Annotated in this window: 21 protein-coding genes and 2 tRNA genes; 15 read left to right on the forward strand and 8 right to left on the reverse strand. The window is 63.8% G+C overall.

From position 1 onward, the window contains the following. Positions 1-14 precede the first annotated feature (14 nt). The gene (gene lepB / locus JOD47_RS00625) at positions 15-509 is read left to right on the forward strand and encodes a signal peptidase I (protein WP_307836157.1); all 495 of its coding nucleotides are present in this window, start codon (positions 15-17) and stop codon (positions 507-509) included. A 46-nt stretch (positions 510-555) separates the two neighbouring features. On the opposite strand, the gene serA is transcribed toward lepB, so the two are convergent. The 5 genes from serA to ilvD all read right to left on the reverse strand — a co-directional run bounded on the left by serA (position 556) and on the right by ilvD (position 7,968). After that, positions 556-2,145: a phosphoglycerate dehydrogenase gene (serA, locus tag JOD47_RS00630; protein WP_204531036.1), complete on the reverse strand. Its 1,590-nt coding sequence runs from the start codon at positions 2,143-2,145 to the stop codon at positions 556-558. A 206-nt stretch (positions 2,146-2,351) separates the two neighbouring features. Next, a complete protein-coding gene (ilvC, locus tag JOD47_RS00635; protein WP_204531038.1) occupies positions 2,352-3,377 on the reverse strand; it encodes a ketol-acid reductoisomerase in 1,026 nt (341 codons plus the stop codon). Between the two features lie 118 nt (positions 3,378-3,495). Beyond that, on the reverse strand, positions 3,496-4,008 hold the full coding sequence (gene ilvN / locus JOD47_RS00640) for an acetolactate synthase small subunit (protein ID WP_204531047.1): 513 nt from the start codon (positions 4,006-4,008) through the stop codon (positions 3,496-3,498). 2 nt (positions 4,009-4,010) lie between these two features. Beyond that, on the reverse strand, positions 4,011-5,906 hold the full coding sequence (locus tag JOD47_RS00645) for an acetolactate synthase large subunit (RefSeq protein WP_204531049.1): 1,896 nt from the start codon (positions 5,904-5,906) through the stop codon (positions 4,011-4,013). A 346-nt stretch (positions 5,907-6,252) separates the two neighbouring features. Beyond that, positions 6,253-7,968 carry a dihydroxy-acid dehydratase gene (ilvD, locus tag JOD47_RS00650; RefSeq protein WP_204531051.1) on the reverse strand — a complete coding sequence of 572 codons (1,716 nt, stop codon included), beginning with the start codon at positions 7,966-7,968 and terminating at the stop codon, positions 6,253-6,255. Between the two features lie 117 nt (positions 7,969-8,085). Here ilvD and JOD47_RS00655 point away from each other — a divergent pair, with 117 nt between their 5' ends. Further along, positions 8,086-8,673, forward strand: a complete 588-nt coding sequence (locus tag JOD47_RS00655) for a hypothetical protein (RefSeq protein WP_239547959.1) — start codon at positions 8,086-8,088, stop codon at positions 8,671-8,673. A gap of 3 nt (positions 8,674-8,676) precedes the next feature. On the opposite strand, the gene JOD47_RS00660 is transcribed toward JOD47_RS00655, so the two are convergent. Beyond that, on the reverse strand, positions 8,677-9,645 hold the full coding sequence (locus JOD47_RS00660) for a 2-hydroxyacid dehydrogenase (protein WP_204531053.1): 969 nt from the start codon (positions 9,643-9,645) through the stop codon (positions 8,677-8,679). A 70-nt stretch (positions 9,646-9,715) separates the two neighbouring features. Between JOD47_RS00660 and JOD47_RS00665 the strand changes: the two genes are divergently transcribed. Beyond that, positions 9,716-10,849 (forward strand): PQQ-dependent sugar dehydrogenase, encoded by a 1,134-nt coding sequence (locus JOD47_RS00665; protein ID WP_204531055.1) that lies wholly within the window; start codon positions 9,716-9,718, stop codon positions 10,847-10,849. 90 nt (positions 10,850-10,939) lie between these two features. Continuing rightward, positions 10,940-11,012, forward strand: a tRNA-Lys gene (locus tag JOD47_RS00670). A gap of 90 nt (positions 11,013-11,102) precedes the next feature. On the opposite strand, the gene JOD47_RS00675 is transcribed toward JOD47_RS00670, so the two are convergent. Continuing rightward, positions 11,103-11,597, reverse strand: coding sequence for a MarR family winged helix-turn-helix transcriptional regulator (locus JOD47_RS00675; protein WP_204531057.1), 495 nt, complete (start codon positions 11,595-11,597; stop codon positions 11,103-11,105). A 147-nt stretch (positions 11,598-11,744) separates the two neighbouring features. Between JOD47_RS00675 and bcp the strand changes: the two genes are divergently transcribed. The 9 genes from bcp (at position 11,745) to JOD47_RS00720 (ending at position 22,722) form a co-directional block, all read left to right on the forward strand. Beyond that, complete coding sequence (gene bcp, locus JOD47_RS00680) at positions 11,745-12,215, forward strand: thioredoxin-dependent thiol peroxidase (RefSeq protein ID WP_204531060.1); 471 nt, start codon at positions 11,745-11,747, stop codon at positions 12,213-12,215. A 99-nt stretch (positions 12,216-12,314) separates the two neighbouring features. Next, a tRNA-Leu gene (locus JOD47_RS00685) sits at positions 12,315-12,399 on the forward strand. A 250-nt stretch (positions 12,400-12,649) separates the two neighbouring features. After that, positions 12,650-13,342, forward strand: a complete 693-nt coding sequence (locus tag JOD47_RS00690; RefSeq protein ID WP_204531062.1) for a fasciclin domain-containing protein — start codon at positions 12,650-12,652, stop codon at positions 13,340-13,342. A gap of 245 nt (positions 13,343-13,587) precedes the next feature. Next, on the forward strand, positions 13,588-15,321 hold the full coding sequence (locus JOD47_RS00695) for an ABC transporter substrate-binding protein (RefSeq protein WP_204531064.1): 1,734 nt from the start codon (positions 13,588-13,590) through the stop codon (positions 15,319-15,321). A gap of 139 nt (positions 15,322-15,460) precedes the next feature. Then, complete coding sequence (locus JOD47_RS00700; RefSeq protein WP_204531066.1) at positions 15,461-16,957, forward strand: malate:quinone oxidoreductase; 1,497 nt, start codon at positions 15,461-15,463, stop codon at positions 16,955-16,957. 44 nt (positions 16,958-17,001) lie between these two features. Continuing rightward, positions 17,002-20,157 carry an efflux RND transporter permease subunit gene (locus JOD47_RS00705; protein WP_204531068.1) on the forward strand — a complete coding sequence of 1,052 codons (3,156 nt, stop codon included), beginning with the start codon at positions 17,002-17,004 and terminating at the stop codon, positions 20,155-20,157. 9 nt (positions 20,158-20,166) lie between these two features. Beyond that, on the forward strand, positions 20,167-21,132 hold the full coding sequence (locus JOD47_RS00710) for a DMT family transporter (protein WP_204531070.1): 966 nt from the start codon (positions 20,167-20,169) through the stop codon (positions 21,130-21,132). A 35-nt stretch (positions 21,133-21,167) separates the two neighbouring features. Further along, a complete protein-coding gene (locus JOD47_RS00715) occupies positions 21,168-22,250 on the forward strand; it encodes an LLM class flavin-dependent oxidoreductase (protein ID WP_204531072.1) in 1,083 nt (360 codons plus the stop codon). After that, positions 22,243-22,722, forward strand: a complete 480-nt coding sequence (locus JOD47_RS00720; RefSeq protein WP_204531074.1) for a MarR family winged helix-turn-helix transcriptional regulator — start codon at positions 22,243-22,245, stop codon at positions 22,720-22,722. The genes JOD47_RS00715 and JOD47_RS00720 overlap by 8 nt, the downstream gene beginning before the upstream one ends. A gap of 108 nt (positions 22,723-22,830) precedes the next feature. Here the strand turns inward: JOD47_RS00720 and JOD47_RS00725 are convergent, their stop codons facing one another. After that, entirely contained in the window at positions 22,831-23,634 is an 804-nt protein-coding gene (locus tag JOD47_RS00725) for a transglutaminase-like domain-containing protein (RefSeq protein ID WP_204531076.1), read from the reverse strand. Between the two features lie 91 nt (positions 23,635-23,725). Here JOD47_RS00725 and JOD47_RS00730 point away from each other — a divergent pair, with 91 nt between their 5' ends. Together JOD47_RS00730 and JOD47_RS00735 are read left to right on the forward strand one after the other, a co-directional pair. Continuing rightward, positions 23,726-24,649 (forward strand): oxidoreductase, encoded by a 924-nt coding sequence (locus JOD47_RS00730; protein ID WP_307836158.1) that lies wholly within the window; start codon positions 23,726-23,728, stop codon positions 24,647-24,649. 59 nt (positions 24,650-24,708) lie between these two features. Continuing rightward, the gene (locus tag JOD47_RS00735; protein ID WP_204531078.1) at positions 24,709-26,268 is read left to right on the forward strand and encodes an HNH endonuclease signature motif containing protein; all 1,560 of its coding nucleotides are present in this window, start codon (positions 24,709-24,711) and stop codon (positions 26,266-26,268) included. Positions 26,269-26,328: the final 60 nt, after the last annotated feature.

A 26,328-nucleotide genomic window follows, 5' to 3' on the forward strand; every position in this document is an offset into this window, starting at 1 on the left:
GAGGAGGAGGTCCGGTGGCTCACAGCACCATCGAGAAACACGGGGCCATACCGTTGCGTGTGGCAGTCGTACTGGTCTGCTGCCTGGCGGCCCTGCTGGCACTGCGCATCTGGGTACTCGAACCGTTGATCGTGGCTTCGGACAGCATGGAGCCGACGGTCCCCGAGGGCAGCACCGTCCTGCTGCTGAAGTCACCCAGCTTTGAGGCCGGCTCCCTGGTGTCTTTCCGCAGTCCCATCGACGACGCCTTGACCCTCAAGCGGGTCGTTGCCGTCGCGGGTCAAACGGTGGCTTTCGAAGATGCATTGCTGGTGATTGACGGTCGGGAGATACCTGAGCCGTTCGTGGACCACAGCCGCATAGACGGTACTTACTTCGGGCCGGTGACGGTTCCGGCCGGGCATGTTTTTGTGCTGGGAGACAACCGTGGACGGTCAATCGATTCACGGGACTTCGGCGCTATCCCCGTCCACAGCATCGAAGCGACAGTGCTGTGGCCTTCACCTTAGCGACGAATAACGCCTCCGACGCCAGGAACGAGGCGCCCGGCAGGCATTAGTCCTGCAGGTCCACCTCACGCGCTACCGAGGCACCAATGGCTTCCTTCAGGCTCTCCAGCACATCCTGCGGGACGGAGCTGTCCACGGTGAGCAGCGACAGCGCCTGGCCGCCCTCCTTGCTACGGGCCACCTGCATGCCGGCGATGTTGATGCCGCGCTCCCCCAGCACCCGGCCTAAAGTTCCGATCACGCCGGGCCGGTCCTGGTACAGGATGACGAGCAGGTGCTCGCTGATGGGAATCTCGAGGTCGTAGCCGTTGACCCCTACCAACTTCTGAATCTGCTTGGGCCCGGTGAGCGTGCCGGCGACCGAGATCTGCGAGCCGTCCGACAGCGCACCGCGGATGGTCAGCACGTTGCGGTACTCCTCGGAGGAGTCAGTTGTCACCAGGCGCGTGTTGATGCCGCGCTGCTCAGCGAGAACCGGTGCATTGACGTAGGAGACCTGCTCGGAGACGACGTCGGTGAAGACCCCCTTCAGGGCTGCCAGTTCCAGGGCTTTCACATCGAGCGAGGCGATCTCACCCGCTACCTCGACCTCGATCTGTGTGAGTGAATCGTGGGTAAGGGCGGTGAAGATACGGCCCAGCTTCTCAATCAGTGGAATACCGGGACGCACCTCCGGTGCGATGACGCCTCCTGCGACGTTGACGGCGTCGGGCACGAGTTCACCTGCGAGTGCGAGTCTGACCGATCTGGCAACGGAGATACCCGCCTTCTCCTGGGCCTCGGCAGTTGAAGCGCCGAGGTGCGGAGTGACCACAACATTGTCCAGTTCAAAGAACGGGAGATCGGTGCTGGGTTCCTTGACGAACACGTCAACGCCGGCGCCGCCGATCTGTCCTTCCTTGAGCGCGGTGTAGAGCGCTTCCTCGTCAACCAGGCCCCCGCGGGCGACGTTCACCACGTAGGCGCTGCTCTTCATCTTCTGGAAGGCTGCAGCACCGAGCATGCCGACGGTCTCGGGCGTCTTGGGCATGTGAATGGTGACGAAGTCCGACTCCGCGAGCAGCTCATCCAGCGTCACAAGCTGGACTCCGAGCTGCGCGGCCCGCGCCGAGGTGACGTAGGGATCATAGGCGAGAATGTCAGTGCCGAAACCCTGCAGCCGGGCTGCGACGAGCGCGCCGATGCGGCCAAGGCCGATGATGCCGACCTTCTTCTCGTAGAGTTCGATCCCCGAGTACCTGGACCGCTTCCACTCGCCGCCCTTCAACGCGCCGCTGGCCTGCGGAATGTGCCTGGCGAGGCTCAGGATATGGCCGACGGTGAGTTCAGCGGCGGAGATAATGTTGGAGGTCGGTGCGTTGACCACCATCACGCCCGCCTGCGTGGCTGCCTTGATATCAACGTTGTCCAGGCCGACGCCGGCACGTGCGATGACCTTCAGTTTGCGTGCGGCGGCGATCGCCTCTGCATCCACCTGGGTTGCTGAACGCACAAGGATCGCGTCCACATCGGCGATGGCGGAAAGCAACTTGGAACGGTCAGCCCCGTCAGTCTGGCGGATCTCGAAATCCGGTCCGAGCGCGTCCACGGTTGCCGGCGAGAGTTCTTCAGCAAGGAGAACTACTGGTTTTTCCACGGGAGATCCTTCGCAGTGCGTTGGGCAGAAGTGTTCGACATGTGTCTTCAGGAGTTTCGGTTAAGTGTAGTTTGCTGCATCCGCGGCCCAACTTTGTTACCCGTTATGGAGAGCAGATGAGAGAAGTGCCACACACAAGGCGACGGCCGGACCGGCAAAGTATTCGCCGGGCCGGCCGTCGCCGTGAGGGTGTCCGCTACGAATGATCAGCGGGCGACTGAACCTTCGGTGTAGTCGTCATTGGTCTTGATCCACGAGAACAGCTTGCGCAGTTCGCGGCCCGTGGCCTCGATCGGATGATCCTCGCCCTGCTTGCGCAGCTTCTCGAACTCGGGCGCGCCGGCGTCCTGGTCGTCGATGAAGCGCTTGGCGAAGGCACCGTTCTGGATGTCCGCGAGGACTTCCTTCATGTTCTCCTTCACCGACGGGTCGATGACGCGAGGGCCGGAGACGTAGTCGCCGTACTCTGCTGTGTCGGAGACGCTCCAGCGCTGCTTGGCGATGCCACCCTCCACCATCAGGTCGACGATCAGCTTGAGTTCGTGCAGCACCTCGAAATACGCGACCTCCGGCTTGTAACCGGCCTCGGTGAGTGTTTCGAAACCGTACTGAATGAGTTGGGACGCGCCGCCGCACAACACAGCCTGCTCGCCGAACAGATCGGTTTCGGTTTCTTCGGTGAAGGTGGTCTCGATGACGCCGGCGCGGGTGCCGCCGATTGCCTTCGCATAGGACAGCGCCAGTTCGCGGGCCTTGCCGGACGGGTTCTGCTCCACGGCGATCAGGTCTGGAACCCCGCGTCCCGCTTCGAACTCGCGGCGAACGATGTGACCCGGGCCCTTCGGGGCAACGAGGGCCACGTCCACGTCAGCCGGGGGCTTGATGTAGCCATAGCGGATGTTGAACCCGTGACCGAAGAACAGGGCGTCGCCTGCCTGCAGGTTGGGCGCGATGTCCTCGGCATAGACGTGGCGCTGGACCTGGTCCGGAGTCAGCACCATGATGAGGTCGGCTTCGGCAACGGCGTCGGCGACGTTGAGGACGCGGAGGCCCTCGCCCTCTGCCTTGGCGCGGGACTTTGAGCCCTCCTTGAGGCCCACACGGACGTCAACGCCCGAGTCGCGGAGGCTCAGCGCGTGGGCGTGGCCCTGGCTGCCGTACCCGATAACAGCCACGGTGCGGCCCTGGATGATCGAAAGGTCTGCATCGTCGTCGTAAAACAACTCGGTCACTTGTGTATCTCCTGTGATGTGATTCTGCCGTCCACCTAGTGTGGACCAGCATGGTTTCGGGTACTGGGAGTGGAGTTCGCGCTACTGGTTATGCGCTTCAGGTTTTATGCGCTCCTGGTTATGCACTTCGCAGCGCGCGGTCACTCATTGATTTGGCGCCGCGGCTGATTGCCAGCGTTCCGGACTGCACTATTTCGCGGATGCCGAACGGCTCCAGCACTGACAGGAGTGCGGAGAGCTTTTCGGCAGTGCCGGTGGCTTCGATGATCAGCGAGTCGGTGGACACGTCGATCACTGAAGCGCGGAACAAATCTGCTGCCTGGGTTACCTGCAGCCGTGTTGCGGCATCCGCGCGGACCTTGACCAGGATGTGGTCCCGCTGCACGGAAGATTCGGGGACAAGCTCGACGATCTTGATGACGTTGATGAGCTTGTTCAGTTGTTTGGTGACCTGCTCGAGCAGGTCACCTTCGGCCTCCACCACCACAGTTATCCGGGACATTCCGGTCACTTCGGTAGGGCCGACGGCCAGTGAGTTGATGTTGAAGGCGCGCCGCGCGAACAGGCTTGCGACGCGTGTCAGAACGCCCGGGACGTCCTCGACCAGAACGGAAAGGGTATGACGGGCCATTGTTAGTCCTCCTGCTCCCAGTCCGGGGTCATGTTGCGGGCAATCTGGATGAGGTCGTTGCTGACGCCGGTCGGCACCATGGGCCAGACCATCGAGTCGCGGCTGACCACGAAGTCGACGACGACGGGTCGGTCGTTGATCTCGAGTGCCTGCCGGATGGTGGCATCGATATCTTCGTCCCGCTCGCAACGCAGCCCGGCGCAGCCGTAAGCATCGGCCAGCTTCACGAAGTCCGGGACCCGGGCGGTGTTGTGCCCCGTGTTGAGGTCAGTGTTCGAGTAGCGGCCCTCGTAGAACAGGGTCTGCCACTGCCGGACCATGCCCAGCGACGAATTGTTGATGACGGCGACCTTGATGGGGATGTTGTTGATCACGCACGTAGCGAGCTCCTGATTGGTCATCTGGAAGCAGCCGTCACCGTCGATTGCCCACACCACGCGGTCCGGATTGCCGACCTTGGCACCCATGGCCGCCGGAACCGCGTAACCCATGGTGCCCAGGCCTCCGGAGTTCAGCCAGGCATGCGGCCGCTCATAGTTGATGAACTGGGCCGCCCACATCTGGTGCTGGCCGACGCCGGCCGCGTACACGCCTTCCGGTCCGGTGAGTTCACCGATGCGCTGGATGACGTGCTGCGGTGCCGAGAGGCCGTCCTCGGGTTGGGTGAAGCCGATAGGGTAACTCTCGCGAAGCCGGTTCAACACCATCCACCAGGCGCTGTAGTCAGGGGCACCGGAAGCGGCGAACTGTTCGCGCAGTGCGCTGGTGAACTCCGGAATGATCTCCTTGACTGAGCCGACAATCGGCACGTCGGCCGTCCGGTTCTTCGAGATCTCCGCAGGATCGATATCTGCATGGATGACCTTCGCTCCTGGCGCGAAGCTCGTCAGCACACCGGTTACGCGGTCGTCGAACCGGGCACCGAGCGTGATCAGCAGATCCGACTGCTGGAGGGCAGTCACTGCGGACACCGAGCCGTGCATGCCCGGCATGCCGACGTGCTGCGGGTGGGAGTCGGGGAAAACGCCGCGGGCCATGAGCGTGGTGACAACCGGTGCGCCGACCAGCTCCGCCAGCTCGAGCAATTCTGCGGAGGCATGGGCCTTGACCACCCCGCCGCCCACGTAGAACACCGGACGCTCCGAAGCCATGATGAGCCGGGCAGCCTCGCGCACCTGCTTGGCATGGCCCCGCACCACCGTGCGGTACCCGGGCAGGTCGATTTTCGGTGGCCAGGAGAAGGACATCGGGCCCACCTGGGCGTCCTTCGCGATATCCACCAGCACCGGCCCCGGCCGACCAGTCGAGGCGATGTGGAACGCTTCAGCCATGACCCTCGGGATGTCCTGGGACTTTGTCACCAGGTAGGAATGCTTGGTGATCGGCATGGTGATGCCGACGATGTCCGCTTCCTGGAACGCATCGGATCCGATCACGGCGCTGGAGACCTGGCCGGTGATGGCCACCATCGGTACAGAGTCCATATGCGCGTCAGCAATGGCGGTGACCAGGTTCGTGGCGCCGGGGCCGGACGTCACGATACAGACACCCGGACGCCCCGTCACCATGGCGTAGCCCTGCGCTGCGTGCCCGGCACCCTGCTCGTGACGGACGAGGATGTGCCGGAGTTTGGTGGAGGCCATCAGTGGATCGTAGGTCGGAAGGATTGCGCCTCCGGGAAGGCCGAAGATGTCGTCCACGCCCAGTTCCTCAAGGGCGCGGACAATCGCCTGGGACCCGGTCATCTGGGTTGGCGGCACCACGCGGTTCGGTCCGAGAACGGGGCCGGCGTGCGCGGAAGCAGCCGTGTTGTCCCTGCCCGGCTGCTGGACCGGTGCCGCCGGAGCGGGTTGTTTGGTTGCCATCAGCGCCGGGCTGATGGGCGATCCCTTGGACATCCTTGAACTTCCTTTGTATCCAGCACAGCTTGATCGCTGCGCAAATGTACTGCGCTAATCTGTTCGGTGGGAACAAAAAAACCCCTCAGCCTGGTGGGCTCTGCGAGGGGTTTGCGCGTGACGTAGACGTACCAGCCGGGCTTTTAGGCCACGCGCTTGGTAACTAGGACTACGGATACGAGCTGCATACCTGTAGTTTTCACTCCCCCGCCAACAGTGTCAACAGCACCCGACGCTGTCTCACTATGTGGACAACCATTCCAGTTACTGGACACTAACTGAAGACGACGACGCCGACGGGCAGTCGCCGTCGTCGTCTTCAGTCCCGGTCCCCGGCCGGCGCAGACTAACCGGTGTAGGCGCCCTCGGAGGCCGAGTGCACGAGCTTCGCGTACTTTGCCAGTACTCCCCTGGTGTACCTTGCGGGAAGCGGCTCCCAGCCGACCCTGCGGCGCTCCAGCTCCTCGGGATCAACCAGCAGGTCGAAGGTCTTGTTCGGTATATCGGCGCGGATACGGTCCCCGTCCTTGACGAACGCAATGGGACCGCCGTCCACTGCCTCAGGTGCCACATGGCCGATACACAGACCGGTGGTGCCACCCGAGAACCTGCCGTCCGTCAGCAGGAGTACGTCCTTGCCGAGGCCTGCCCCCTTGATGGCTCCGGTGATCGCCAGCATCTCCCGCATGCCCGGGCCGCCCTTGGGACCCTCATACCGGATGACGACGACGTCGCCCGCCTTTACCTCGCCTGCGGCCAGCGCCTGGAGCGCTCCCTGTTCGCGCTCGAAGACGCGGGCGGTTCCTTCGAACACCTCAGCATCGAAGCCGGCTGTCTTCACGACCGCGCCTTCGGGTGCGAGGGAACCGCGCAGGACGGTCAGCCCGCCCGTCTTGTGGATCGGGTTATCCAGGGCGCGCAGGATTTTGCCGTCGAGATCCGGCGGGTCAATAGATTCCAGGTTCTCCGCCAGGGTCTTGCCCGTCACGGTCAGTACATCTCCGTGCAGGAGCCCGGCGTCCAGAAGCGCGCGCATGATGACAGGCACGCCGCCGATCTTGTCCACATCGGTCATCACGTAACGGCCGAACGGTTTCAGGTCTCCGAGGTGGGGAACCTTGTCCCCAATGCGGTTGAAGTCATCCAGCTTGAGATCGACTTCTGCTTCGCGTGCAATGGCGAGCAGGTGCAGGACTGCGTTGGTGGATCCACCGAATGCCATGGTGACGGCAATGGCGTTTTCGAACGCCTTCTTGGTCATGATGTCCCGCGCCGTGATGCCCAGCCTCAACAGGTTGACGACGGCTTGGCCCGATTTGCGGGCAAACTCATCCCGACGGCGGTCGGCCGAGGGCGGCGCAGCCGAACCGGGCAGTGACATACCGAGCGCTTCACCGATGCAGGCCATGGTGTTGGCGGTGTACATGCCTCCGCAGGCTCCCTCACCAGGGCAGATTGCGCGTTCGATCCGGTCGACGTCACCCCTCGACATCTTCCCTGCTGCGCATGCTCCGACGGCTTCGAAGGCGTCGATCAGGGTGACTTCCTTCTCGGTGCCGTCTTCCAGCTTCACCCAGCCCGGCATGATGGAGCCAGCATACAGAAAGACGCTCGAGAGATTCAGGCGGGCAGCAGCCATGAGCATGCCCGGCAGTGACTTGTCGCAGCCCGCCAGCAGCACCGACCCGTCGATGCGCTCGGCCTCCATTACTGTCTCCACGGAGTCGGCGATCACCTCGCGGGAAACGAGCGAGAAGTGCATTCCCTCATGGCCCATGGAGATGCCGTCGGAGACGGAAATTGTTCCGAACTGCATGGGGAACCCGCCGGCCGCGTGAACGCCTTCCTTGGCGCCCTGGGCCAGCCGGTTCAGGGAGAGATTGCAGGGAGTGATTTCATTCCAGGAGCTCGCGACGCCGACCTGCGGCTTGGCGAAGTCGTCATCACCCATTCCCACCGCTCGCAGCATGCCGCGGGCAGGCGCCCGCTCCATGCCGTCGGTGACCGCACGGCTTCTTGGCTTGATATCCGGTGTTGCCTTGGCTTCGCTATCCACGCTCATAGGTAAAAGTCTAGGCCCGCAAGCGGCTGCGCCCTGCGCGTGTGACCGACCTGTTAAGAAGGTCCGAGGGGTGTCCTGCGTCACAGCCTGCGACCATCCACAGCCCACGCCGGACGGATGGACCGTGCTTTTTCGGGTAGGGTGGTCGGCGCGGACCACGTGCGGCCGGCCATCGGCGGCCGCATCCCGACCAGCCGTCCCGCGGGCACTTTCCTACCCAGGCCGAAAATGATTCCCCAGTTGCCGCACGCTGCACACGACGAGCCCGGAAGCGACGACCTGAAAAACATCCTCCGCGGAATCTTCGACTCCCAGATTCTGAACTACGGCGACTACAACCTCATCTTCGCCGTGAACGCCCGCCGCGAAGGCAGGGATGCCGACGGGGCCCGCATCAGCAAACCGCGGTGCTACGTGATCGGATACCGTTGGCAACCCACGGAAATCATGGTGGCGCCCGTCAACGGGCAAACGCTCACAGGTGGCGGCGTTCCGGTCGAGTTGAACATGACCAACCTCGCCCACGCCGTTCAGTTGGCGGACGGGGATTACGAAGTGGCAACGAATACGGGCAGGACGTTCCGCTTCGGAGTCAAGCCGGACACCATTTTCCAGCCTGCACCACAGAAGGAACTCCACCTCGAACAGGCGGACGACTACGTTGACTTCGAACTGTTCATGCAAACGTTCATCGCGCTCGCCTAGCCGTCACCCGTCGGCACGGCCTGCTTCCCATGGACCCGGCACCACCAGGTTGACCGGCTCCCGACCGGCGGCGAATGCTTCAAGCTGGCGCCGCAGCAACCGCACGATACGTGGCAGGAAGGCACCGGTGTTTCCGCCGTTGTGCGGCGTGATGATCGCGTTTTCCGCGCTCCAGAGTGAGTGATCGGCGGGCAGGGGTTCGGGATCAAAGACATCGATCGCGGCATGCAGGCGGCCGCTGACCACCTCCGCAGTGAGTGCGTCCGAGTCCACCACGGGGCCGCGTGCGACATTGACCACCAAGGCGCCGTCAGGCAACGCTGCAAGCACGTCCCTGCCCACCAGTCCCCGGGTAGATTCCGACAGCGGGGTGATGATGATCAGGACGTCGTGGCCGGCAGCCAGCTCAAGAAGTTCGTCACTGCCGTGCACCTGCCCGCGTTGATCGGTACGCGCGGTGCGTCCAACCCTCGTGAGCTCGACTTCGAACGCGTCAAGACGCTTGGCTATTTCTTCTCCGATACCGCCGATTCCAAGCAGCAACACTTTCCGGTCGGCGAGGCCGGGGAAGCGTTCCGGCTTCCACACCCGCTTGCGCTGGTTCAGTACCGCCACGTCGATGCCGCGAAGGGAGGCGATGGCGAGTCCAACTGCCATCTCCGCTGTTGCCGCTGCGTGGACGCCGGCGGCGCTGCAGACAGCCACGCCGTCTCCCGCCATGGCCGGCACGCCCTCGTACCCCGTTGATTGGGTCTGCACGAGCTTGAGCGCGGGAGCGGACTGCAGTTGCTTGCTGAAATTTCCCCTCGCCATATACGGCAGCACGGCGACATCGACATCTTCCAGGTCCGCCCCGGAAGGTTCACTTGTGAAGTCCCAGACGGCGAGGGTGATTCCGGCGGGCGCGGGACTGAGTTCTTCCAGAAGGTAGTGGTCGGGCACTGTCACGGTACGGATGGTGGGAGCGGTCATTTGATCAGCGTATCCGGACAGACGCGCGGTCCGATGGACAGCCGTTTTCCGGCGTCGTAACGTTTCTGTCATGCGGGCCGCGCGGCAGGGACAGCGGGATGGTGCGATGATCCCGGCCCTCCGGGCAATCGCTGCAGCACTCTGTCTGCTCGCCGGGTTGACCGCGTGCAATGCCGGACCCGAGCCCGCTCCCATCGTCCAAGAGAATCCTCCACAGACTTCCCCGGATGCGACCGGCGGTGAACCGGCCACTCCGGTGGCTGATCCAACCGTCACAGGCGATGTCGCAACCGGATTGGATGTTCCGTGGGCAATGGCCCTCTTGCCGGATGGAAGCCTCGTCGTCACTGAGCGCGAGACTGCGGAGGTGAAACGGATCGTCGATGGCACGGTTGACGTTATCGGTGTGGTGGAGGACGCCATCGACGCCGACGGCGAGGGCGGACTCCTCGGAGTTGCCGTGCCTCCGGACTTCACGAATGAGCCCCGTCTGTACCTCTACTACACAAGCCCTGAGGATAACCGCGTCGTCACTATGGCCTACGGCGACGGCGGCCTTGAAGCTCCAGAGGAAGTGCTGACGGGAATTCCGAAGGCGAACATCCACAACGGAGGCCGTATCAAATTCGGTCCGGACGGGTATCTCTACATCGGCACCGGCGATGCTTCCAACGCAGAAAGCGCTCAGGACCGGACGAGCCTGGGAGGGAAGATCCTTCGGGTAACAGCTGACGGCGAACCAGCGCCGGATAATCCGTTCGGTTCAGCCGTTTATTCGCTGGGGCACCGAAATGTGCAGGGTCTCGCCTGGGACTCCGGGGACCGGCTCTGGGCAAGCGAATTCGGCCCCGAGCGCGATGATGAGCTCAACCTCATAGAGGCCGGCGGCAATTATGGATGGCCCGCAGTCACCGGGGCCCCGGGTGAGCGCGGCTTCCTTGACGCGCAGGTAGTGTGGCCGTCCACCGCAACCTCTTCTCCCAGCGGGATGGCCATCGTGGACGACGTTGCCTACATCGGCGGCCTCCGGGGTGAACGGCTCTGGCGCGTGCCGGTGTCCGGCGGTTCCGCCGGCGATCCGGCCAGCTTCCTCGACGGCGCTCACGGACGGCTGAGGGACACCCTTGCGGGGGTTGACGGCGGCCTGCTCATTGCGACCAACGAAGGCAGTGGATCCCGGATCCTGCGGGTGGAGATGCAATAGCTCACGCGGCACGTTCCGATTTCAACTTTCCGTCGGAGTGCTGGTAGAGTTTAGTGCTGTTGCGGAACGCGGTCGGACCGGATTTCGCAGGCACCTCTAGCTCAATTGGCAGAGCAATTGACTCTTAATCAATGGGTTCCGGGTTCAAGTCCCGGGGGGTGCACAGAGAAAGAAATCCTCCCGCTGGGCATCTGCCCGGCGGGAGGATTTTTACGTTTTTCCCGAGTGCCCGCCAGGCGTCGTTCAGCGCCCGTCAGTCGTCGATGAGCGCGGGCTCCGGAAGGCCGGCCCGCCGTGAGGCAGAAGGCGCACCATCAGGTTCCCAGCTCCAGCGGGGGGCGCCGAGGTCCTGGATGACGGACTGGAGGTGTGATCTCAGTTCATTGGAGACAAGCCCCTCGCCGGCGATGAGCGTACGCTCAACATCCTTCGCTTCACTAAGCGCCCGGCTGCCGGCGGATGTGATCGAGACGGCATGGCTGCGGCGGTCGATATCGCTGCGCGTCCTCGAGATGTGTCCGCGCACTTCGAGGCGGGAAAGGGTCTTGCCCATGGTCTGCGCCTGAACGCGCACCATCTGGGCAAGATTGGCCTGGGTCATGGCGCCCTGGGCTTCCAGCACACCGAGCGCTATCACGCCGGCATGGGTGACGCCGATGGAGACCAGCCGTTCATTCCATGCATGCTCAACCAGCCGAGCCGCCGTCGTCAGTAGTCGACCGGTAGGCCATTGCTCGAGATCCGGCATCAGCAAAACTCCCTTTCGCCCCGCGTAGCTCGTGTAGCTTCACTTGGGGACCTTGAAATCCACCCACATAGGATAGCTACTGCTCGGGCCGCAATCCGGGAGAGTTGCACCGCTGATGCACAATTGAGACCGAAAAGAGAGGCTTCCATGTCAGAACGACTCCAGGCCGGGGACCGCGCACCCGATTTCAGGCTTACGTCCGCGGATGGTTCGGCCGTTTCCCTCAGCGATTTCGCCGGGGAGAATGTCGTCGTCTATTTCTATCCCGCGGCAGCGACACCGGGCTGCACAACCGAAGCCTGCGACTTCCGGGACAACCTCGCCTCGCTTGCCGCTGCCGGGTACAGGGTCGTCGGTGTTTCCCCCGACCTGGAGGCCAAGCTCCGCTCGTTCATCGAAAAGGAGTCGCTGACCTTCCCGCTGCTCTCCGATCCGGATCACGCCGTGGCAGAGGCGTATGGAGCATGGGGCGAGAAAAAGAACTATGGGAAGACCTATGAAGGTCTCATCCGGTCCACGGTGGTGATTGATGGATCAGGGCTGGTTTCCGTGGCCCAGTACAACGTGAGGGCCACCGGTCACGTCGCCAAGCTGCGCCGCGACCTGGGGATCAGCTGAGTCGAAAGCGGCCAGGCCGGTAACCACCAGCCGAAGTCTCCGATGGAACCAGTACAATGGACCGTGCGTCGGACGGCTTCGGCCGGCCGGCACGACCAAGCGCGAGTGGCGAAATTGGCAGACGCGCTGGATTTAGGTTCCAGTGTCTTCGGACGTGGGGGTTCGAGTCCCCCCTTGCGCACCACCAGGGTGAAGAGACGCATCGCGTCGTGAACATCCGGGCCCCCAGGCTTCCTGCCTGGGGGCCCGGTTCGTTAATCCCGGGATGCGAAATCACGGCGCACGGCCGCTGTCAACAACTTTTTTTCACACTCACCCATCCGCCCTGTTCGCTCAGCCGAATGACCCATGAGACATCGACACGATGTGTTCGTCCGGAAATTAGGCCATCGCGTTTTGCCGTGGGGGTCGGAATGAATGAAGGAGAAATGAAAATGGAAATTCTCAAGCGCAGGAACCTCTCCGTATTCGGTGTCGCAGCTGTAGCCATGTTCGGCCTGGCAGCATGTGGCGGTGGGGACGAAGCAGCCACCAGCGATACGGAAACCACCGAATCGACCATGACGGAGTCCGCTGCACCCGAGATGACCGAGGAAATGACGGACGAGGCCATGGACCCCGCCGCTAACCTCGTTGGACCGGGCTGCGAGGGTTACGCTGCCGAGGTGCCCGATGGCGACGGCTCAGTGGCCGGCATGGCTCAGGATCCCGTTGCGACGGCCGCGTCGAACAACCCGCTGCTCACCCAGCTGACCGCGGCAGTCTCCGCCGAACTGAACCCGGATGTCGACCTGGTTGACACCCTCAACGGAGCAGAAGCCCTGACAGTCTTCGCGCCGGTTGACGACGCGTTCGCCGCACTGGATGCCGAGACCGTCGAGGCACTGCAGACTGACGCGGACCTCCTTTCCGGCATCCTGACCTACCACGTTGTCGAGGGCCAGCTGGCTCCCGATGAGGTTGCCGGCACCCACACCACGCTCAACGGTGCTGAGCTGATGGTCGAGGGCGAGGGTGACTCCATCACCGTCGGTGAAGAAGGCGCAGCCGTTATCTGTGGTGGCGTTCAGACCGCCAACGCAACGGTGTACCTGATCGACTCCATCCTGATGCCCCCGAGCGAGTAATTCCCCCTGGGAAACAGGCACGGCAGTCAGGCGAGGAATCGCCCGATAAAGACTCCTTGATTCGACTCCTCTAATCTGGATCAGGGACACGGTGGGTATCTGCATCTCGGTGCGGATACCCACCGTTTTTCGTGTGTCATGTGTGTCCTCCGGTCGGCCGCGATCAGTGTCCATCCAGCCTCGTGACCTAGACTGGAAGCTCCGTTCGCAGTGGTTGCCTACTGCACGCGTGCCCCGAGGAGACCATGCCAACCAGCCCAACGCACCGCCGTCGTACGCTGTCGGCGCCGTTCCTGCGTGCTCTGGCGGGAGCAGCAGTGCTTGGCCTGACCGCGTGCACCGCCGCCACGCCCGTACCGACGACGACGGCGCCCGCCACCTCCACTGAGCCTGCGGCTCCGATCGGTGACACCACCACCGCAACGTTCGCGTTCGGCACTGCGGCGTCGCCCACGGGTCTTGACCCGGCGCTTGTTGCCGACACTGAGTCCTACCGGATCACGCGGCAGATGCTGGAGGGGCTTGTCGGAATCGATCCCCTCACGTCCGAGCCGGCGCCGCTCCTGGCCACGTCATGGGAGGAACGGGACGAGGGCCGGGCCTACGCCTTCGAACTGCGCGAGGACGTTGTCTTTCACGACGGCGAACCGTTCAACGCGGCGGCCGTCTGCGCGAACTTCGAGCGCTGGTACACGATGCCTCCCGAAACCCGCGCGTTGGACGCCACGATCGCCTTCAAGGCAGTGTTCAAGGCCTTCTCCGATGAGCCTGAGGAGTCGGTCTACGATTCATGCCAGCCGCTCGGAGAACACACGGTGCTCATCCGGCTCACCGGCCGACTCACGTCATTCATTCCCGCCCTCGCGCTGCCGGCCTTCGGAATGGCGTCGCCGAAAGCACTCGAGGAGCTCGGCGCAAACCAGCTGACTGTGGAACGGAATGGCAGGAAACTGTCGGAATTCGCGCTGAGCCCGGTGGGAACCGGTCCGTTCACCTTCACGCAGTGGACTGAGGATGAAGTGACCTTGAGCGCTTTCGAGGGGTACTGGGGCACTGCGGGTGAGATCCAGACAGTGATTTTCCGCACTATTCCGCACACGGCTGCGCGGTTGCGTGCGCTCCTGAGCGAGGAAATCGACGGATACGACCTCGTGACCGTGGACAACGCTGCCGAGCTGGCCCGGGAGGGCCAGCAGATTCTGCAACGCGATCCCTATTCAATCCTGTACCTCGGGATGAACCAGGATTTCCCCGGCGTCGATGACGTGCTGTTCAGGCAGGCGGTGGCGCACGCGATCGATAAGGATGCGCTCATCGAGGGCCGCTTCCTGGCCGGCACCAGCCCGGCAAATCAGTTCATTCCGCCGAAGCTGGGGGTCACCAGCGAAGAGATCACCGATTACGAGTACAACCCCGAGCGCGCACGCGAATTGCTGGAGGAGGCCGGGTACAACGGTGAGCCGCTCCCCTTCCATTACCCCCGCAATGTCTCCCGTCCCTACCTTTCCTCTCCGGAGAAGGTGTACGCCGAGCTTAGCCGTCAGCTCACCGCTGCCGGGTTCACCATCCAGCCCGTCCCGACCGAGTGGGCCGACGGCTACATCGAGACCGTCCAGAATGACGACAACCGGGCCTTCCACCTGCTCGGATGGAGTGGAAGCTATCAGGATCCGGACAATTTCGTAGGCGCCCTGTTCGGCAGCTACAGCGAAGAGTTTGCCTTCCGGGACAACCAGCTCTTCAGCAAGATCGCCAGGGCAGTCACCCTGCCGGGCGGCGAGGAGCGTGTGGCAGCCTACCGGGAGATCAGTGAAAGCATCGCCGTGGACCTCCCGGCCGTCCCACTCGCGTTCCCTATCTCTGCAGCGGTGGTATCTCCGCGCGTTCTGAGCTACCCCGTGAGTCCGGTGATGCATGAGGTGTTCAACAACATCGACCTCGCTGATGTTGAGCAGCCAGCTCCCTCGACAGGGAACTGACCGGGCACCTCGCCGAAGGAAATGGACCGGCGGCGTACTGGGATGAGGATCACGCCGCAGCGGCTCATTCCGATTTAGGGAACCCTCCCGCCAGAGGCTACGCTTCTAGGGCTAGCGCCCTTGCTATTGGAGACCCATCGTGACTGCTGACAGCCAGGCGGGAAAACCCGCGAACCACACTGACGTCGTTCTTATTGGCGGCGGAATCATGAGCGCCACCCTGGGTGCGTTCCTCAAGCAACTGCAGCCGGACTGGAGTATCACCCTGTTCGAGCGGCTTGACCGCGCGGGGCTCGAAAGCTCGGACCCCTGGAACAACGCCGGCACCGGCCACGCTGCCCTCTGCGAGCTCAATTACTCGCCGGCAGGCAAGGACGGCTCTGTAGACCCCTCAAAAGCCATCGCCATCAATGAACAGTTCCAGGTCTCCAGGCAGTTCTGGGCGCATATGGTCTCGAACGGCCACCTCGGCGATCCGGGCGGTTTCATCAATGCTGTTCCGCACATGAGCTTCGTTTGGGGCGAACCGAATGTGGAGTATCTCCGTCGCCGCTATGAGTCACTCCGCACGCAACCGCTCTTCAAGTCCATCGAGTTCGCCACCGACCACTCCGCCATTGCAGAGTGGACTCCGCTCATCATGGAGGGCCGCAGCGCCGGGCAGCCCGTCGCCGCATCGAGGGTAGCCGGCGGAACGGACGTCGATTTCGGCTCACTCACCCGAGGCTTGACGAGCTATCTCGGCGAGAATGACGTCGACCTGCGCTACGGCCATGACGTCACCAACCTTTCGAAGACGTCGCAGAACCGCTGGGATGTCACTGTCCGCAACCGTGCAACCGGTCAGGAGCACACGGTGAACACGCGCTTCGTCTTCATCGGAGCCGGTGGCGGTGCGCTGCATCTGCTGCAGAAGAGCGGTATCCCCGAAGGCCGGGGCTTTGCCGGGTTCCCGGTCTCCGGGCAGTTCCTGCGCTGCACCAACCCGAAGACCGTGAGCCGGCATGACGCCAAGGTGTACGGGCAGGCGTCGGTGGGCGCACCGCCCATGTCGGTGCCGCACCTCGACACCCGCTACGTCAACGGCGAGCGCTCGCTGTTGTTCGGTCCCTACGCCGGTTTCTCCACCAAGTTCCTGAAGCGCGGGTCCCTCCTTGACCTGCCCACGTCGATCCGTCCATCCAATCTCCTGCCCATGCTCGCGGTGGGCAAGGACAATATTCCGCTCACCAGGTACCTCATCAGCGAGGTGCTCAAGAAGCGTGAAGCGAAGAACGAGTACCTCAATGAGTTCCTGCCGGCAGCGGACGGCAACCGGTGGGAACTGATCAGCGCCGGTCAGCGTGTACAGGTCATCAAGAAGGCACCCGGAAAGGGCGGCGTTCTGCAGTTCGGCACGGAGATCATCACTTCGGCTGACGGCACTGTCGGCGCGCTCCTGGGAGCATCTCCAGGGGCGTCGACTGCGGCGCCGATCATGCTCGAACTCATGCGGCGATGCTTCCCCGGCCAGTTGGCTGACTGGGAGCCCAAACTGAAGGAAATGATTCCCGGCTACGGCACGAGGCTCAACGAGAATGAGTCGCTTGCGGACGACATCCAGTCAATGACTGACAGGGTCCTGGGACTCAACTAGACCGCGGTGCCGCCAGGACTGGATGCCCGCAGAAGGCAGAACCGATGTTCCGTTTGGCGCAGCTCTCCCTGGGTAACCGCGCACTGATCGCCCTCATCACCGTCTGCGCGGCGGTGTTCGGCGTGATCGCCATGGGATCCTTGAAGCAGGAGCTCATTCCCTCGCTGGAGTTTCCGCAGATCACTGTGGTTTCCTCGCTGCCCGGGGCCGGCCCAGAGTACCTGGATAAGCAGGTCAGTGAACCGCTGGAAAGCGCCCTCAGCGGTGTCGAAGGCCTTGAATCATCCTCGGCCACCTCGCGGAGCGGCGTTTCTACAGTCAGCCTGATGTTCGCGTACGGCACGGACCTGGACCGCGCCCGCGGGCAGGTTGACCGTGCCATCTCGACGGTACGCCCTGTTCTGCCCGAGGACGTTGAGCCGCAGTCGCTGGCCGGAAGCATCAACGACCTCCCCGTTGTCTTCATGGCCGTGTCTTCAGACCGCACCCTCAGTGAGTTGGGCGAGGAACTGACCCGGCTCACGGTGCCGCAGCTTCAGAAGGTGGAGGGTGTCCGCAGCGCCGAGATCACCGGCGGCGCTGAACAGCACATCTCCATCCTGCCCCGGGAGGAAGATCTTGCGGCGCAGGGGCTTGCCGTGGGCGACATCATCGACGTCCTCGAAAACAACGGGGAGCTTTTCCCCATCGGTACCCTTGAAGAGGGCGAACGGTCGCTGACCATTCAGGCTGGCAGTCCCGTCCAGTCACTGGACGACATCCGCGCCCTTCCCATCCTGCCGCCGGAGACGTCCCCGGGTCCCGGCACACCCGGACCGGCAACGATTGGCCAGGTTGCCGAGGTCTCAATAGCCGACGACGACGCCACTTCCATCACGCGCACCAACGGCATCGAAACACTGGCGCTCACCGTGACGAAGGTCCCGTCCGCAGATACAGTGACCCTTTCCAACGCCGTGACGGCACTGATCCCCGAGCTTGAGGCTGAACTGGGCGACGGCGCCGACATCACCGTGATTTTCGACCAGGCGCCCTTCATCGAGCGTTCCATTGCAGACCTCACAACCGAGGGTTTGCTGGGACTGGGCTTCGCCGTCGTCGTTATTCTGGTCTTCCTCCTCTCAGCGCGTTCCACGCTGGTGACCGCGGTGTCCATTCCGTTGTCGCTGCTGATCACTTTCATCGGCTTGTGGGCCACCGGCTACTCCCTCAACATCCTGACGCTCGGTGCTCTGACGATTGCGATCGGCCGGGTCGTCGATGACTCGATCGTGGTGATTGAGAACATCAAGCGACACCTCGGTTACGGCGAGGACAAACGCTCCGCGATCCTGACCGCCATCCGCGAAGTTGCCGGAGCCATCACCGCTTCCACCCTGACCACGGTGGCGGTCTTTGCCCCGATCGCCTTTGTGGGCGATCTGGCAGGTGAGCTGTTCCGGCCGTTTGCGCTGACCGTCACGATTGCGCTGCTGGCGTCCCTGGCTGTATCGCTGACGATCGTCCCGGTGCTGGCCTACTGGTTCCTGCCGCGGACGCCGGTCGCAACCGATCAGGCAGATCCGGCGGCGGCCGCGGCGGAGCAACGGCACCGGGCTGAGGAAAAGGAGCAGCGGTCCTGGCTCCAACGGGGATACCTTCCTGTACTCCGGGTAACCCAGCACCATCCGGTGTGGACCGTCGTGGCCGGAGCGCTCGTGCTTGCAGGAACCGTGGCGCTGGTGCCGTTCATGCAGACCAACCTCCTCGGCAATACCGGACAGAACAATTTCAGCATCACCCAGCGCCAGCAGCCGGGATCCAGTCTCGAAAACACTGTTGCCGAAGCGGGCCGCGTGGAGGAAGCCCTTGCCGGTTTCGAGGAGATCCGTGATGTGCAGGTCACGGTCGGAAACGCAGCAGGGGCAGTGGGCGCCCGCTTTTCGGCCGGTGCTTCCACCGCACAGTTCACGGTGACCACCGAGGAAGACGCTGACCAGCAGCAGCTGCAGAACGAGGTCCGTTCCGCGCTCAACGAGCTCGAGGGAGCGGGCGAGATCTCGCTTTCCAGCCAGCAGGGCGGATTGGGGACGTCGAGCACGGTGGACATCAATATCACTGCCCCGGAACCCGACCTGCTCGCTGAGGCAAGCGACGCCGTCGTCGCCGCCATGCAGGGGGTACCGGGAGCACGCGATGTGACGTCCAACCTGGCTGCCGCCCAGCCGCAGATCCAGGTGAGCGTGGACCGGACGGCGGCGGTGAGCGCCGGATTGACTGAGGGCCAGATCGGCGCGCTGCTGGGCGGCAATATCAGCGCCGTTCCGGGAGGCACCGTCCGGCTTGAAGCCACCGACTACCCCATCCTCATCGGTGAGGGAACCGAGATCACCAGCCTGGAGCAACTCCGCGACCTTTCGTTGCCGACCCCGGCCGGGCCGATTCCGCTGACGGATGTCGCCACGGTTGAAGAGGTGCAGGTTCCGCTGACGATCACCAGTTCAAACGGCGAACGGACAGCGCAGGTGTCCATCACGCCGTCCCAGGACAATCTGGGCGCCCTGACGGCGTCCGTCACCGAGCGCCTGGACGCCGTGACGCTGCCTGCCGGGGCGACCGCCACACTGGGCGGCGCGTCCGAACAGCAGGCGGATTCCTTCGGCCAGCTCTTCCTAGCGCTCTGGGCGGCGGTGGCCATCGTGTACGTCATCATGGTGGCAACGTTCAAGAGCCTGATCCAGCCGCTCATCCTCCTCGTCTCGGTTCCCTTCGCGGCTACCGGTGCGATTGCCCTGCTCGTTCTCACGGGCATCCCGCTGGGGCTGCCCTCACTGATTGGCATGCTGATGCTGGTCGGCATCGTTGTCACGAATGCGATCGTCCTCATCGACCTGATCAACCAGTACCGGCGGCCGCAGAACGGTTCTCCCGGGCTCAGCGTTGCCGACGCAGTGACCCGCGGTGCCAGGCAACGTCTTCGTCCCATCCTCATGACAGCTCTGGCGACGGTCTTCGCCCTGACCCCGATGGCCCTCGGCCTGACCGGAGAAGGCGGGTTCATCTCCCAACCGCTTGCCGTCGTCGTCGTTGGTGGTCTTGTCTCCTCGACCCTGCTGACCCTGGTGCTGGTTCCGGTGCTCTACCGGCTGGTCGAAGGCCGGCGGGAGCGGCGGAACGTGATGACCGAAACCCGCGAGTCGGAGCTGGCCCTGCAGCGCTAGAGTCGAAGCATGAATCCCCCGTCCGGTGCCAGCCTTGTGCTGCGGTTTGCCGTGCTCGCCCTTGCATGGGGCTGCAGTTTCCTCTTTATCAAGGTGGCGCTCGAAGGGCTCTCGCCCAGCCAGGTGGTGCTCGGCAGGGTACTGATCGGCGCTATCACGCTGGGGCTGGTGGTGTCGGCGGGCCGGGTACCGCTGCCGCGGGGTGCAAGGGTCTGGGGTCATCTCCTCGTGGTCGGCCTGTTCCTGTGCGTCGTCCCGTTCACGCTGTTTGCGGCGGCGGAGACCTCGATCCCGTCCGGCCTTGCCAGCATTTACAACGCGACGACGCCGCTGCTCACCGCGCTGGTGGCAATCCTCGCGCTGCCTGGCGAACGGCTTTCGCGCAGGGCCGGAGCCGGGCTGGCGGTTGGCTTCCTTGGAGTGCTGGTGGTGGTCGGATTACCGGTGGGAGCGCAGACGGGGAACGACGAATCACTTGCCGGGCAGCTCATGTGCCTTGGCGCCACTGCCTGTTATGGCATCGGATTCGTCTGGATTCGCCGGTTCATCAGCCCGCTCGGCCTGCCGGCTGCGTCAGTGGCGTTCGTGCAGGTCGGATTGGGCGCAGTCGTCGCGCTTGTGCTTGCTCCCTTCACTGCGCTGCAGCCGATGACCCTAACTCCACCGGTGGTGCTGTCGGTGATAGCGCTGGGAGCATTGAGTACGGGCCTCGCCTACATCTGGAATACGGAGATCGTGGCGGGGTGGGGTGCCACCAGCGCCGCGTCAGTCACTTATCTCACTCCGGTGGTCGGCGTGATTGCCGGCGTGTTGGTGCTGGATGAAAGCTTCAGCTGGAATCAGCCGGCCGGAGGAGTCCTCGTAGTCCTTGGGGTGGTGATGACGAAGATGCCGCTGCGGCGCATCAGACGTGCGCCGCGACCAAACCCGGACAGGGAACAAATGCGCGGCAGGAGTGGTTACGGAGTACAGTAGATGCAAATGCATGTACTTCTAGGAGGAGGAATCCCATGCAGATCGGTATCTTCAGCGTCGGCGACGTAACGGTTGATCCCACCACCGGCAAAGCACCGAGCGAACACGAGCGCATCAAGGCCATGGTGACCATCGCCAAGCATGCCGAAGACGTTGGCATGGATGTTTTCGCGACCGGCGAGCACCACAACCGCCCGTTTGTTCCCAGCTCCCCCACCACCATGCTCGGCTACGTGGCGGCGCAGACCTCGCGGATCATCCTCTCGACCTCAACCACATTGATCACCACCAATGACCCGGTCAAGATCGCCGAAGACTACGCCATGCTGCAGCACCTCGCCGACGGCCGGGTGGACCTCATCCTGGGTCGGGGAAACACGGCTCCCGTCTACCCCTGGTTCGGCAAGAGTCCGCAGGACAGCGTCGACCTCACCGTTGAGAACTACCACCTGCTGCGCCGGCTGTGGGACGAGGACGTGGTCACCTGGGAGGGCAAGCACCGCACCCCGCTGCATAACTTCACTTCCACGCCACGGCCGCTCGACGGCGTTGCGCCGTTCGTCTGGCACGGCACCATCCGCACGCCGCAGGTGGCCGAGATCGCCGCTTACTACGGCGACGGCTACTTCGCCAACAACATCTTCTGGCCGAAGGAGCACTACCAGCAGCTCATCTCGCTCTACCGCGAGCGGTACGCACATTACGGCCACGGCACACCCGAGCAGGCGATTGTCGGGCTCGGCGGACAGTTCTTCATCCGCCCCAAGTCCCAGGACGCCGTCAACGATTTCCGCCCCTACTTCGACAACGCGCCGGTCTACGGGCACGGACCATCACTGGAGGACTTCACCTCGCAGACACCCCTGACCGTCGGTAGTCCGCAGGAGCTGATCGACAAGACACTTTCCTTCCGGGAGTTCTTCGGGGACTACCAGCGCCAACTCTTCCTCGTGGACCACGCGGGGCTTCCACTGAAGACGGTCCTGGAGCAGCTCGACCTGTTCGGCTCCGATGTGCTGCCCACACTGCGCAAGGAATTCGCGAAGCGCACGCCCGCCTCGATACCCGCTCCCCCGACGTTCGAGAACCGGCTGGCTGCGGTGTCTGCCCATGCCTGAGTCTCCAGCAACACCGCTGCGCCTCACTGCCGACGCCTGGGAGTCCCTCTTCCGGGCGCAGGTCGCGGTGATGCGCAGGCTCCGGCGGGATCCGTCCTTCCAGACGCTCGCCATCGGAGAGTACGACGTCCTCTTCAACCTCAGCCGCTGTCCCACCGGCTGGACACGGCTCAACGAGCTGAACAGTCATCTTTTGATCAGCCAGCCGAGCCTGAGCCGGATGGCTGAGCGCCTTGAGCATAAGGGCCTCGTCCAGCGCAGGCAGGCGCCGGATGATCAGCGCGGTGTGCTGCTGTCACTCACAGACGAAGGCCGCCGCCTGCAGCGCGAGATCGGCTCGGCGCACGTGCGCGGCATCCACGCCCTGCTCGGTCCCCTCCTGGACGAGGAAGAGATGGAACAGCTGTTGACTCTGACCACGAAACTTCGGGCGGGCCTGGAGCACGACGACGGCGCTCACCGGCCGGACTGACGGCCGCTTTTCGTCTCGCTTTTCCGCTTCGCCGGCTTCCGTTCCGCTTCGCCGGCTTCCGTTCCACTTCGCTGGCTTCCGTCCGGCTGGTTTGGCTGGCTAGCTACGCTAGCCGAGCTGGACCGGTGAGGTGCCGTCGTCGTCGTGCAGGGTGTCTGCCACAGCGGTGACCTGCAGCGTGTCCAGGGTGAGGCTCCCTCCGACCGTGGAGAGAAACGCGGTGTCCGAGGCGTCCCGCCCGGTTGCGATGCGCAGCAGGTTGGTCCGCGGAGCGAGCCCGGTTGCGTCGACGACATGCCACGCTCCGTCCACCCACGCCTCAACCACTGCGTGGAAGTCCATCGGAGTCAGACCCGGCGCGTAAACCGACACCAGCCGTGCGGGGACGTCCTTGGCACGCAGCAGTGCGATCACCAGATGGGCGTAGTCGCGGCAGACTCCCCGGCGGTCAAGCAGCGTCTCCGTGGCGCCGTCGGTGGGCCTGGATGATCCGGAGACGTAGCTGATGTTGCCGCTCACCCAAGCGCGCACTGCGGACAGCAGCTCACCGCCCTGCAGGCTTCCGAACAGAGCGTACGACGTCGGTAACAACCGGTCCGATTCACAGTAACGGCTGGGACGGACATACCGGATGAGGTCGGCGTCGTCCTTCTCGGGTGCGGTTGCGGAGCCCCGTACCTCGGCCCTGTAGAACAGTTCCAGCACTGACGGCTGCTCGAGGGTGAGTGTGTGGAGGATTCCGCCATGGCTGTCATGAACGGGGATTGGCGCTACCGGTTTGTCGTTGGCCGTGAGCTGAAGGACCTCATCCACAGCCGAGTACCCGGAGTTCCGCGCCACCGCAACGGAAAAGGCCATCGAGGTATTGGCCCGGGTATGGGCGGTGAGGCGAGCCGTGACTGATCGATTCATTCCGAGAGCTCCTGGCGGATGTCGATGAGCGATGATCGGTGCCGGTCTGAAACACTGGCTGTAACACGGTACGACGAGAAAGGCGCCCCTGGTGAATCGCTCTACCACTGACACCTCCGCAAACGATCGCCTGGACGGCCTGACCGCCGTCGTGACCGGCGCCAACAGCGGGCTGGGTCTGCAGACCGTTATCGGCCTGGCCAGACGCGGGGCGTCGGTCGTTTTGGCCTGCCGCAGCGAGGAACGCGGTGCAGCGGCCCTGGAGCGGGCACGCGATGCGTCCGGCAGCACGTCGCTGACGCTGCGGCAGCTCGATCTGGGAAGCCTGGAGTCGGTACGCTCCTTCAGCCGCGACTGGACCGGTCCGCTGGATCTTTTGGTCAACAATGCCGGCGTGATGGCCACCCCGTTGAAACGTACGGTTGACGGTTTTGAGCAGCAGTTCGGCATCAACCACCTGGGGCACTTCGCGCTGACAGGCCTGCTGCTGGAGGCGCTACGGCAGTCCCCGTCCGCGCGGGTGGTGACGGTGTCCTCCTTGGCCCACAAGCGCGGACGTATCGATTTTGCCGACCTGAATGCCGATGCCCGGTACCGCCCCTGGAAGGCGTACAACCAGAGCAAGCTCGCGAACCTTATGTTCACCGTGGAGCTCGATCGTCGGGTACGGGCAGCCGGTTGGCCGCTGATTGCCGCTGCCGCCCATCCGGGACTGTCGATGACCAACCTGACGGCCGGGATGCGCGGAGCGGCCGTGCTGGATCTGATGGGCGGATTCTTCCGGATCATGGGCCAATCGGATGTGGACGGTGCGAAGCCCATCCTTCTGGCTGCAACCGGCCCGCAGGTGCATGGTGGCGACTACTACGGCCCGGATGGGCGAGGCGAGACCCGAGGAAATCCCGCACTGGTAGCTCCCGCTCCGTCGGTCCTCGACGAGGATGTTGCTGCGAAACTCTGGGCGGCCAGTGAGGAACTGACTGGCGTAACCTATGCGGGGCTTCCTGCCGCCTGATTCTGGATTCCCGAGCAGACACTTCAGAGAATGTCGGTGGCGGATGATGAGCTTGAGTTATGAGTTCGGAGGAGCAGTTTCCACACAGTGCCGGCAGGCGGGGTGATGGCGCACGGCTTTCGCTGACATCGGTGTGGGAAGGGTCGGCAGAGCCGGCTCCGGCGGGTCCCTATGGGCATGTCCATCTTCCGCCGACCGGCGGGTTTGACCTTCCCACTGCGGTGGACGCCCTGGTGCTGGTAAACGAGCTGCAATGCTGGGCGGAGGCGCAGAAGGCCAAGCTGGTGGACCGGATTCGCGAGCACTATCTGGTGGAAGCCCACCTCGAGCAAGATACCGACGACGACGGCATCACCGTTGCGGAACAGTCCTCCTCGTGGGCTGCTGAGGAGGTTGGTACGGCTCTGCGCTTGCCTTCCAGCACGTCGAGGACCCTGGTGGAGCAGAGCCAACTACTCCTGGAGGAGTATTCGCGCACGTTCATCGGGCTTGAATCCGGCAAGCTGTCGTGGCGGCATGCCGCCACTATCGTGGAGGAATGCGTCGGTGTCCCAGCTGATTCGGTGGTCCGGTTTGAGCAGGACCTTGTCGAGGTGGCTGAGCAGTCCACAGTCGCGAAGCTGACCCGGCGAGCCCGCGGACTGCGGGAGATCCTGCACCCGGAAGCTGCTCCGGTCCGCAAAACCCGTGCCGCTGCCGAACGCCGGGTCATCGTCGAGCCGGGTACTGACGGGATGGCCTGGCTGAGCGCCTACTTGCCGGCGGAACAGGCGTGCGGGATTTACAACCGGATCGACGCCGGAGCCCGCGGACTCCAGGCACCAGAGGAGGGGCGCACTCTCGGCCAACTCCGTGCCGATGTCTTCACCGACCTGCTCACCCACACCTGTACCGGAGACATCAGCACGGGAACCGGGTTCCGTGGAATCGGAGCAACCGTCCACATCACCGTGCCCGCCCTCACCCTGCTGGACCAAATGCCAGGCGGCGGTGGTGAACGAGGAGCAGGCGGACGAGGAGCGGATCGGGGATCGACCGGCTTCATGGCTGGCGCCCGAGCCGGGAATGCTGAAAAAGGCCGCGTTGCGGGCGATGGCTGGAACCCAATGCACGGCGAAGACGCAGACGAACATGGCATCACAGACGGGTACGGTCCCGCCGACGGTGACAGCAACGCTGATTCCGGAGCAAGGCTAGGCCGACCCGGCTACGCGGTGCTGGAGGGATACGGCCCGATCGACCCGGAGACCGCAGCACGTCTGGCCGGTCACGCACCCTCATTCACCCGGATTCTGACACACCCCGAAACCGGTGCGGCGCTCTCCATCGGCCGGGCCTCCTACCGGCCACCGAAACACCTCCAGGACTGGGTCCGAGCCCGGGACAAAACCTGCAGACATCCCGGCTGCAACCGGACGGCAAAAGCAACGGAAATCGACCACACCATCCCCTGGCACAAAGGCGGACGCACCGACCACCACAACCTTTCCTGCCTATGCGCCAAGCACCACATGCTCAAAACAAACGAGCACTGGGACTACAAGCAGCCCGAACCCGGCACCATCATCGCCATCTCACCAGCCGGCAAGACCTACACCACCAGACCGCCGCCCTTCTAGACACCCGCACGGGAGGTGCGGGAAATCAGGCATTTGCGCTACTTCTCCCTCACGGGGAGT

Origin of the sequence: Arthrobacter tumbae (assembly GCF_016907495.1) — a bacterium.
GTDB classification, from domain to species: domain Bacteria; phylum Actinomycetota; class Actinomycetes; order Actinomycetales; family Micrococcaceae; genus Arthrobacter_D; species Arthrobacter_D tumbae.

Coding starts and splice junctions, on each gene's coding strand:
- JOD47_RS00675 (WP_204531057.1), bottom strand. CDS start 11,597: ATGCCGGATCTCGAGCAATGGCCTACCGGTCGACTACTGACGACGGCG.
- JOD47_RS00720 (WP_204531074.1), top strand. CDS start 22,243: ATGCCTGAGTCTCCAGCAACACCGCTGCGCCTCACTGCCGACGCCTGG.
- JOD47_RS00655 (WP_239547959.1), top strand. CDS start 8,086: ATGGACCGTGCTTTTTCGGGTAGGGTGGTCGGCGCGGACCACGTGCGG.
- JOD47_RS00645 (WP_204531049.1), bottom strand. CDS start 5,906: ATGTCCAAGGGATCGCCCATCAGCCCGGCGCTGATGGCAACCAAACAA.
- JOD47_RS00715 (WP_204531072.1), top strand. CDS start 21,168: ATGCAGATCGGTATCTTCAGCGTCGGCGACGTAACGGTTGATCCCACC.
- JOD47_RS00705 (WP_204531068.1), top strand. CDS start 17,002: ATGTTCCGTTTGGCGCAGCTCTCCCTGGGTAACCGCGCACTGATCGCC.
- JOD47_RS00695 (WP_204531064.1), top strand. CDS start 13,588: ATGCCAACCAGCCCAACGCACCGCCGTCGTACGCTGTCGGCGCCGTTC.
- JOD47_RS00710 (WP_204531070.1), top strand. CDS start 20,167: ATGAATCCCCCGTCCGGTGCCAGCCTTGTGCTGCGGTTTGCCGTGCTC.
- JOD47_RS00660 (WP_204531053.1), bottom strand. CDS start 9,645: ATGACCGCTCCCACCATCCGTACCGTGACAGTGCCCGACCACTACCTT.
- JOD47_RS00725 (WP_204531076.1), bottom strand. CDS start 23,634: ATGAATCGATCAGTCACGGCTCGCCTCACCGCCCATACCCGGGCCAAT.
- JOD47_RS00690 (WP_204531062.1), top strand. CDS start 12,650: ATGGAAATTCTCAAGCGCAGGAACCTCTCCGTATTCGGTGTCGCAGCT.
- bcp (WP_204531060.1), top strand. CDS start 11,745: ATGTCAGAACGACTCCAGGCCGGGGACCGCGCACCCGATTTCAGGCTT.
- JOD47_RS00735 (WP_204531078.1), top strand. CDS start 24,709: ATGAGTTCGGAGGAGCAGTTTCCACACAGTGCCGGCAGGCGGGGTGAT.
- ilvD (WP_204531051.1), bottom strand. CDS start 7,968: ATGAGCGTGGATAGCGAAGCCAAGGCAACACCGGATATCAAGCCAAGA.
- ilvN (WP_204531047.1), bottom strand. CDS start 4,008: ATGGCCCGTCATACCCTTTCCGTTCTGGTCGAGGACGTCCCGGGCGTT.
- JOD47_RS00665 (WP_204531055.1), top strand. CDS start 9,716: ATGCGGGCCGCGCGGCAGGGACAGCGGGATGGTGCGATGATCCCGGCC.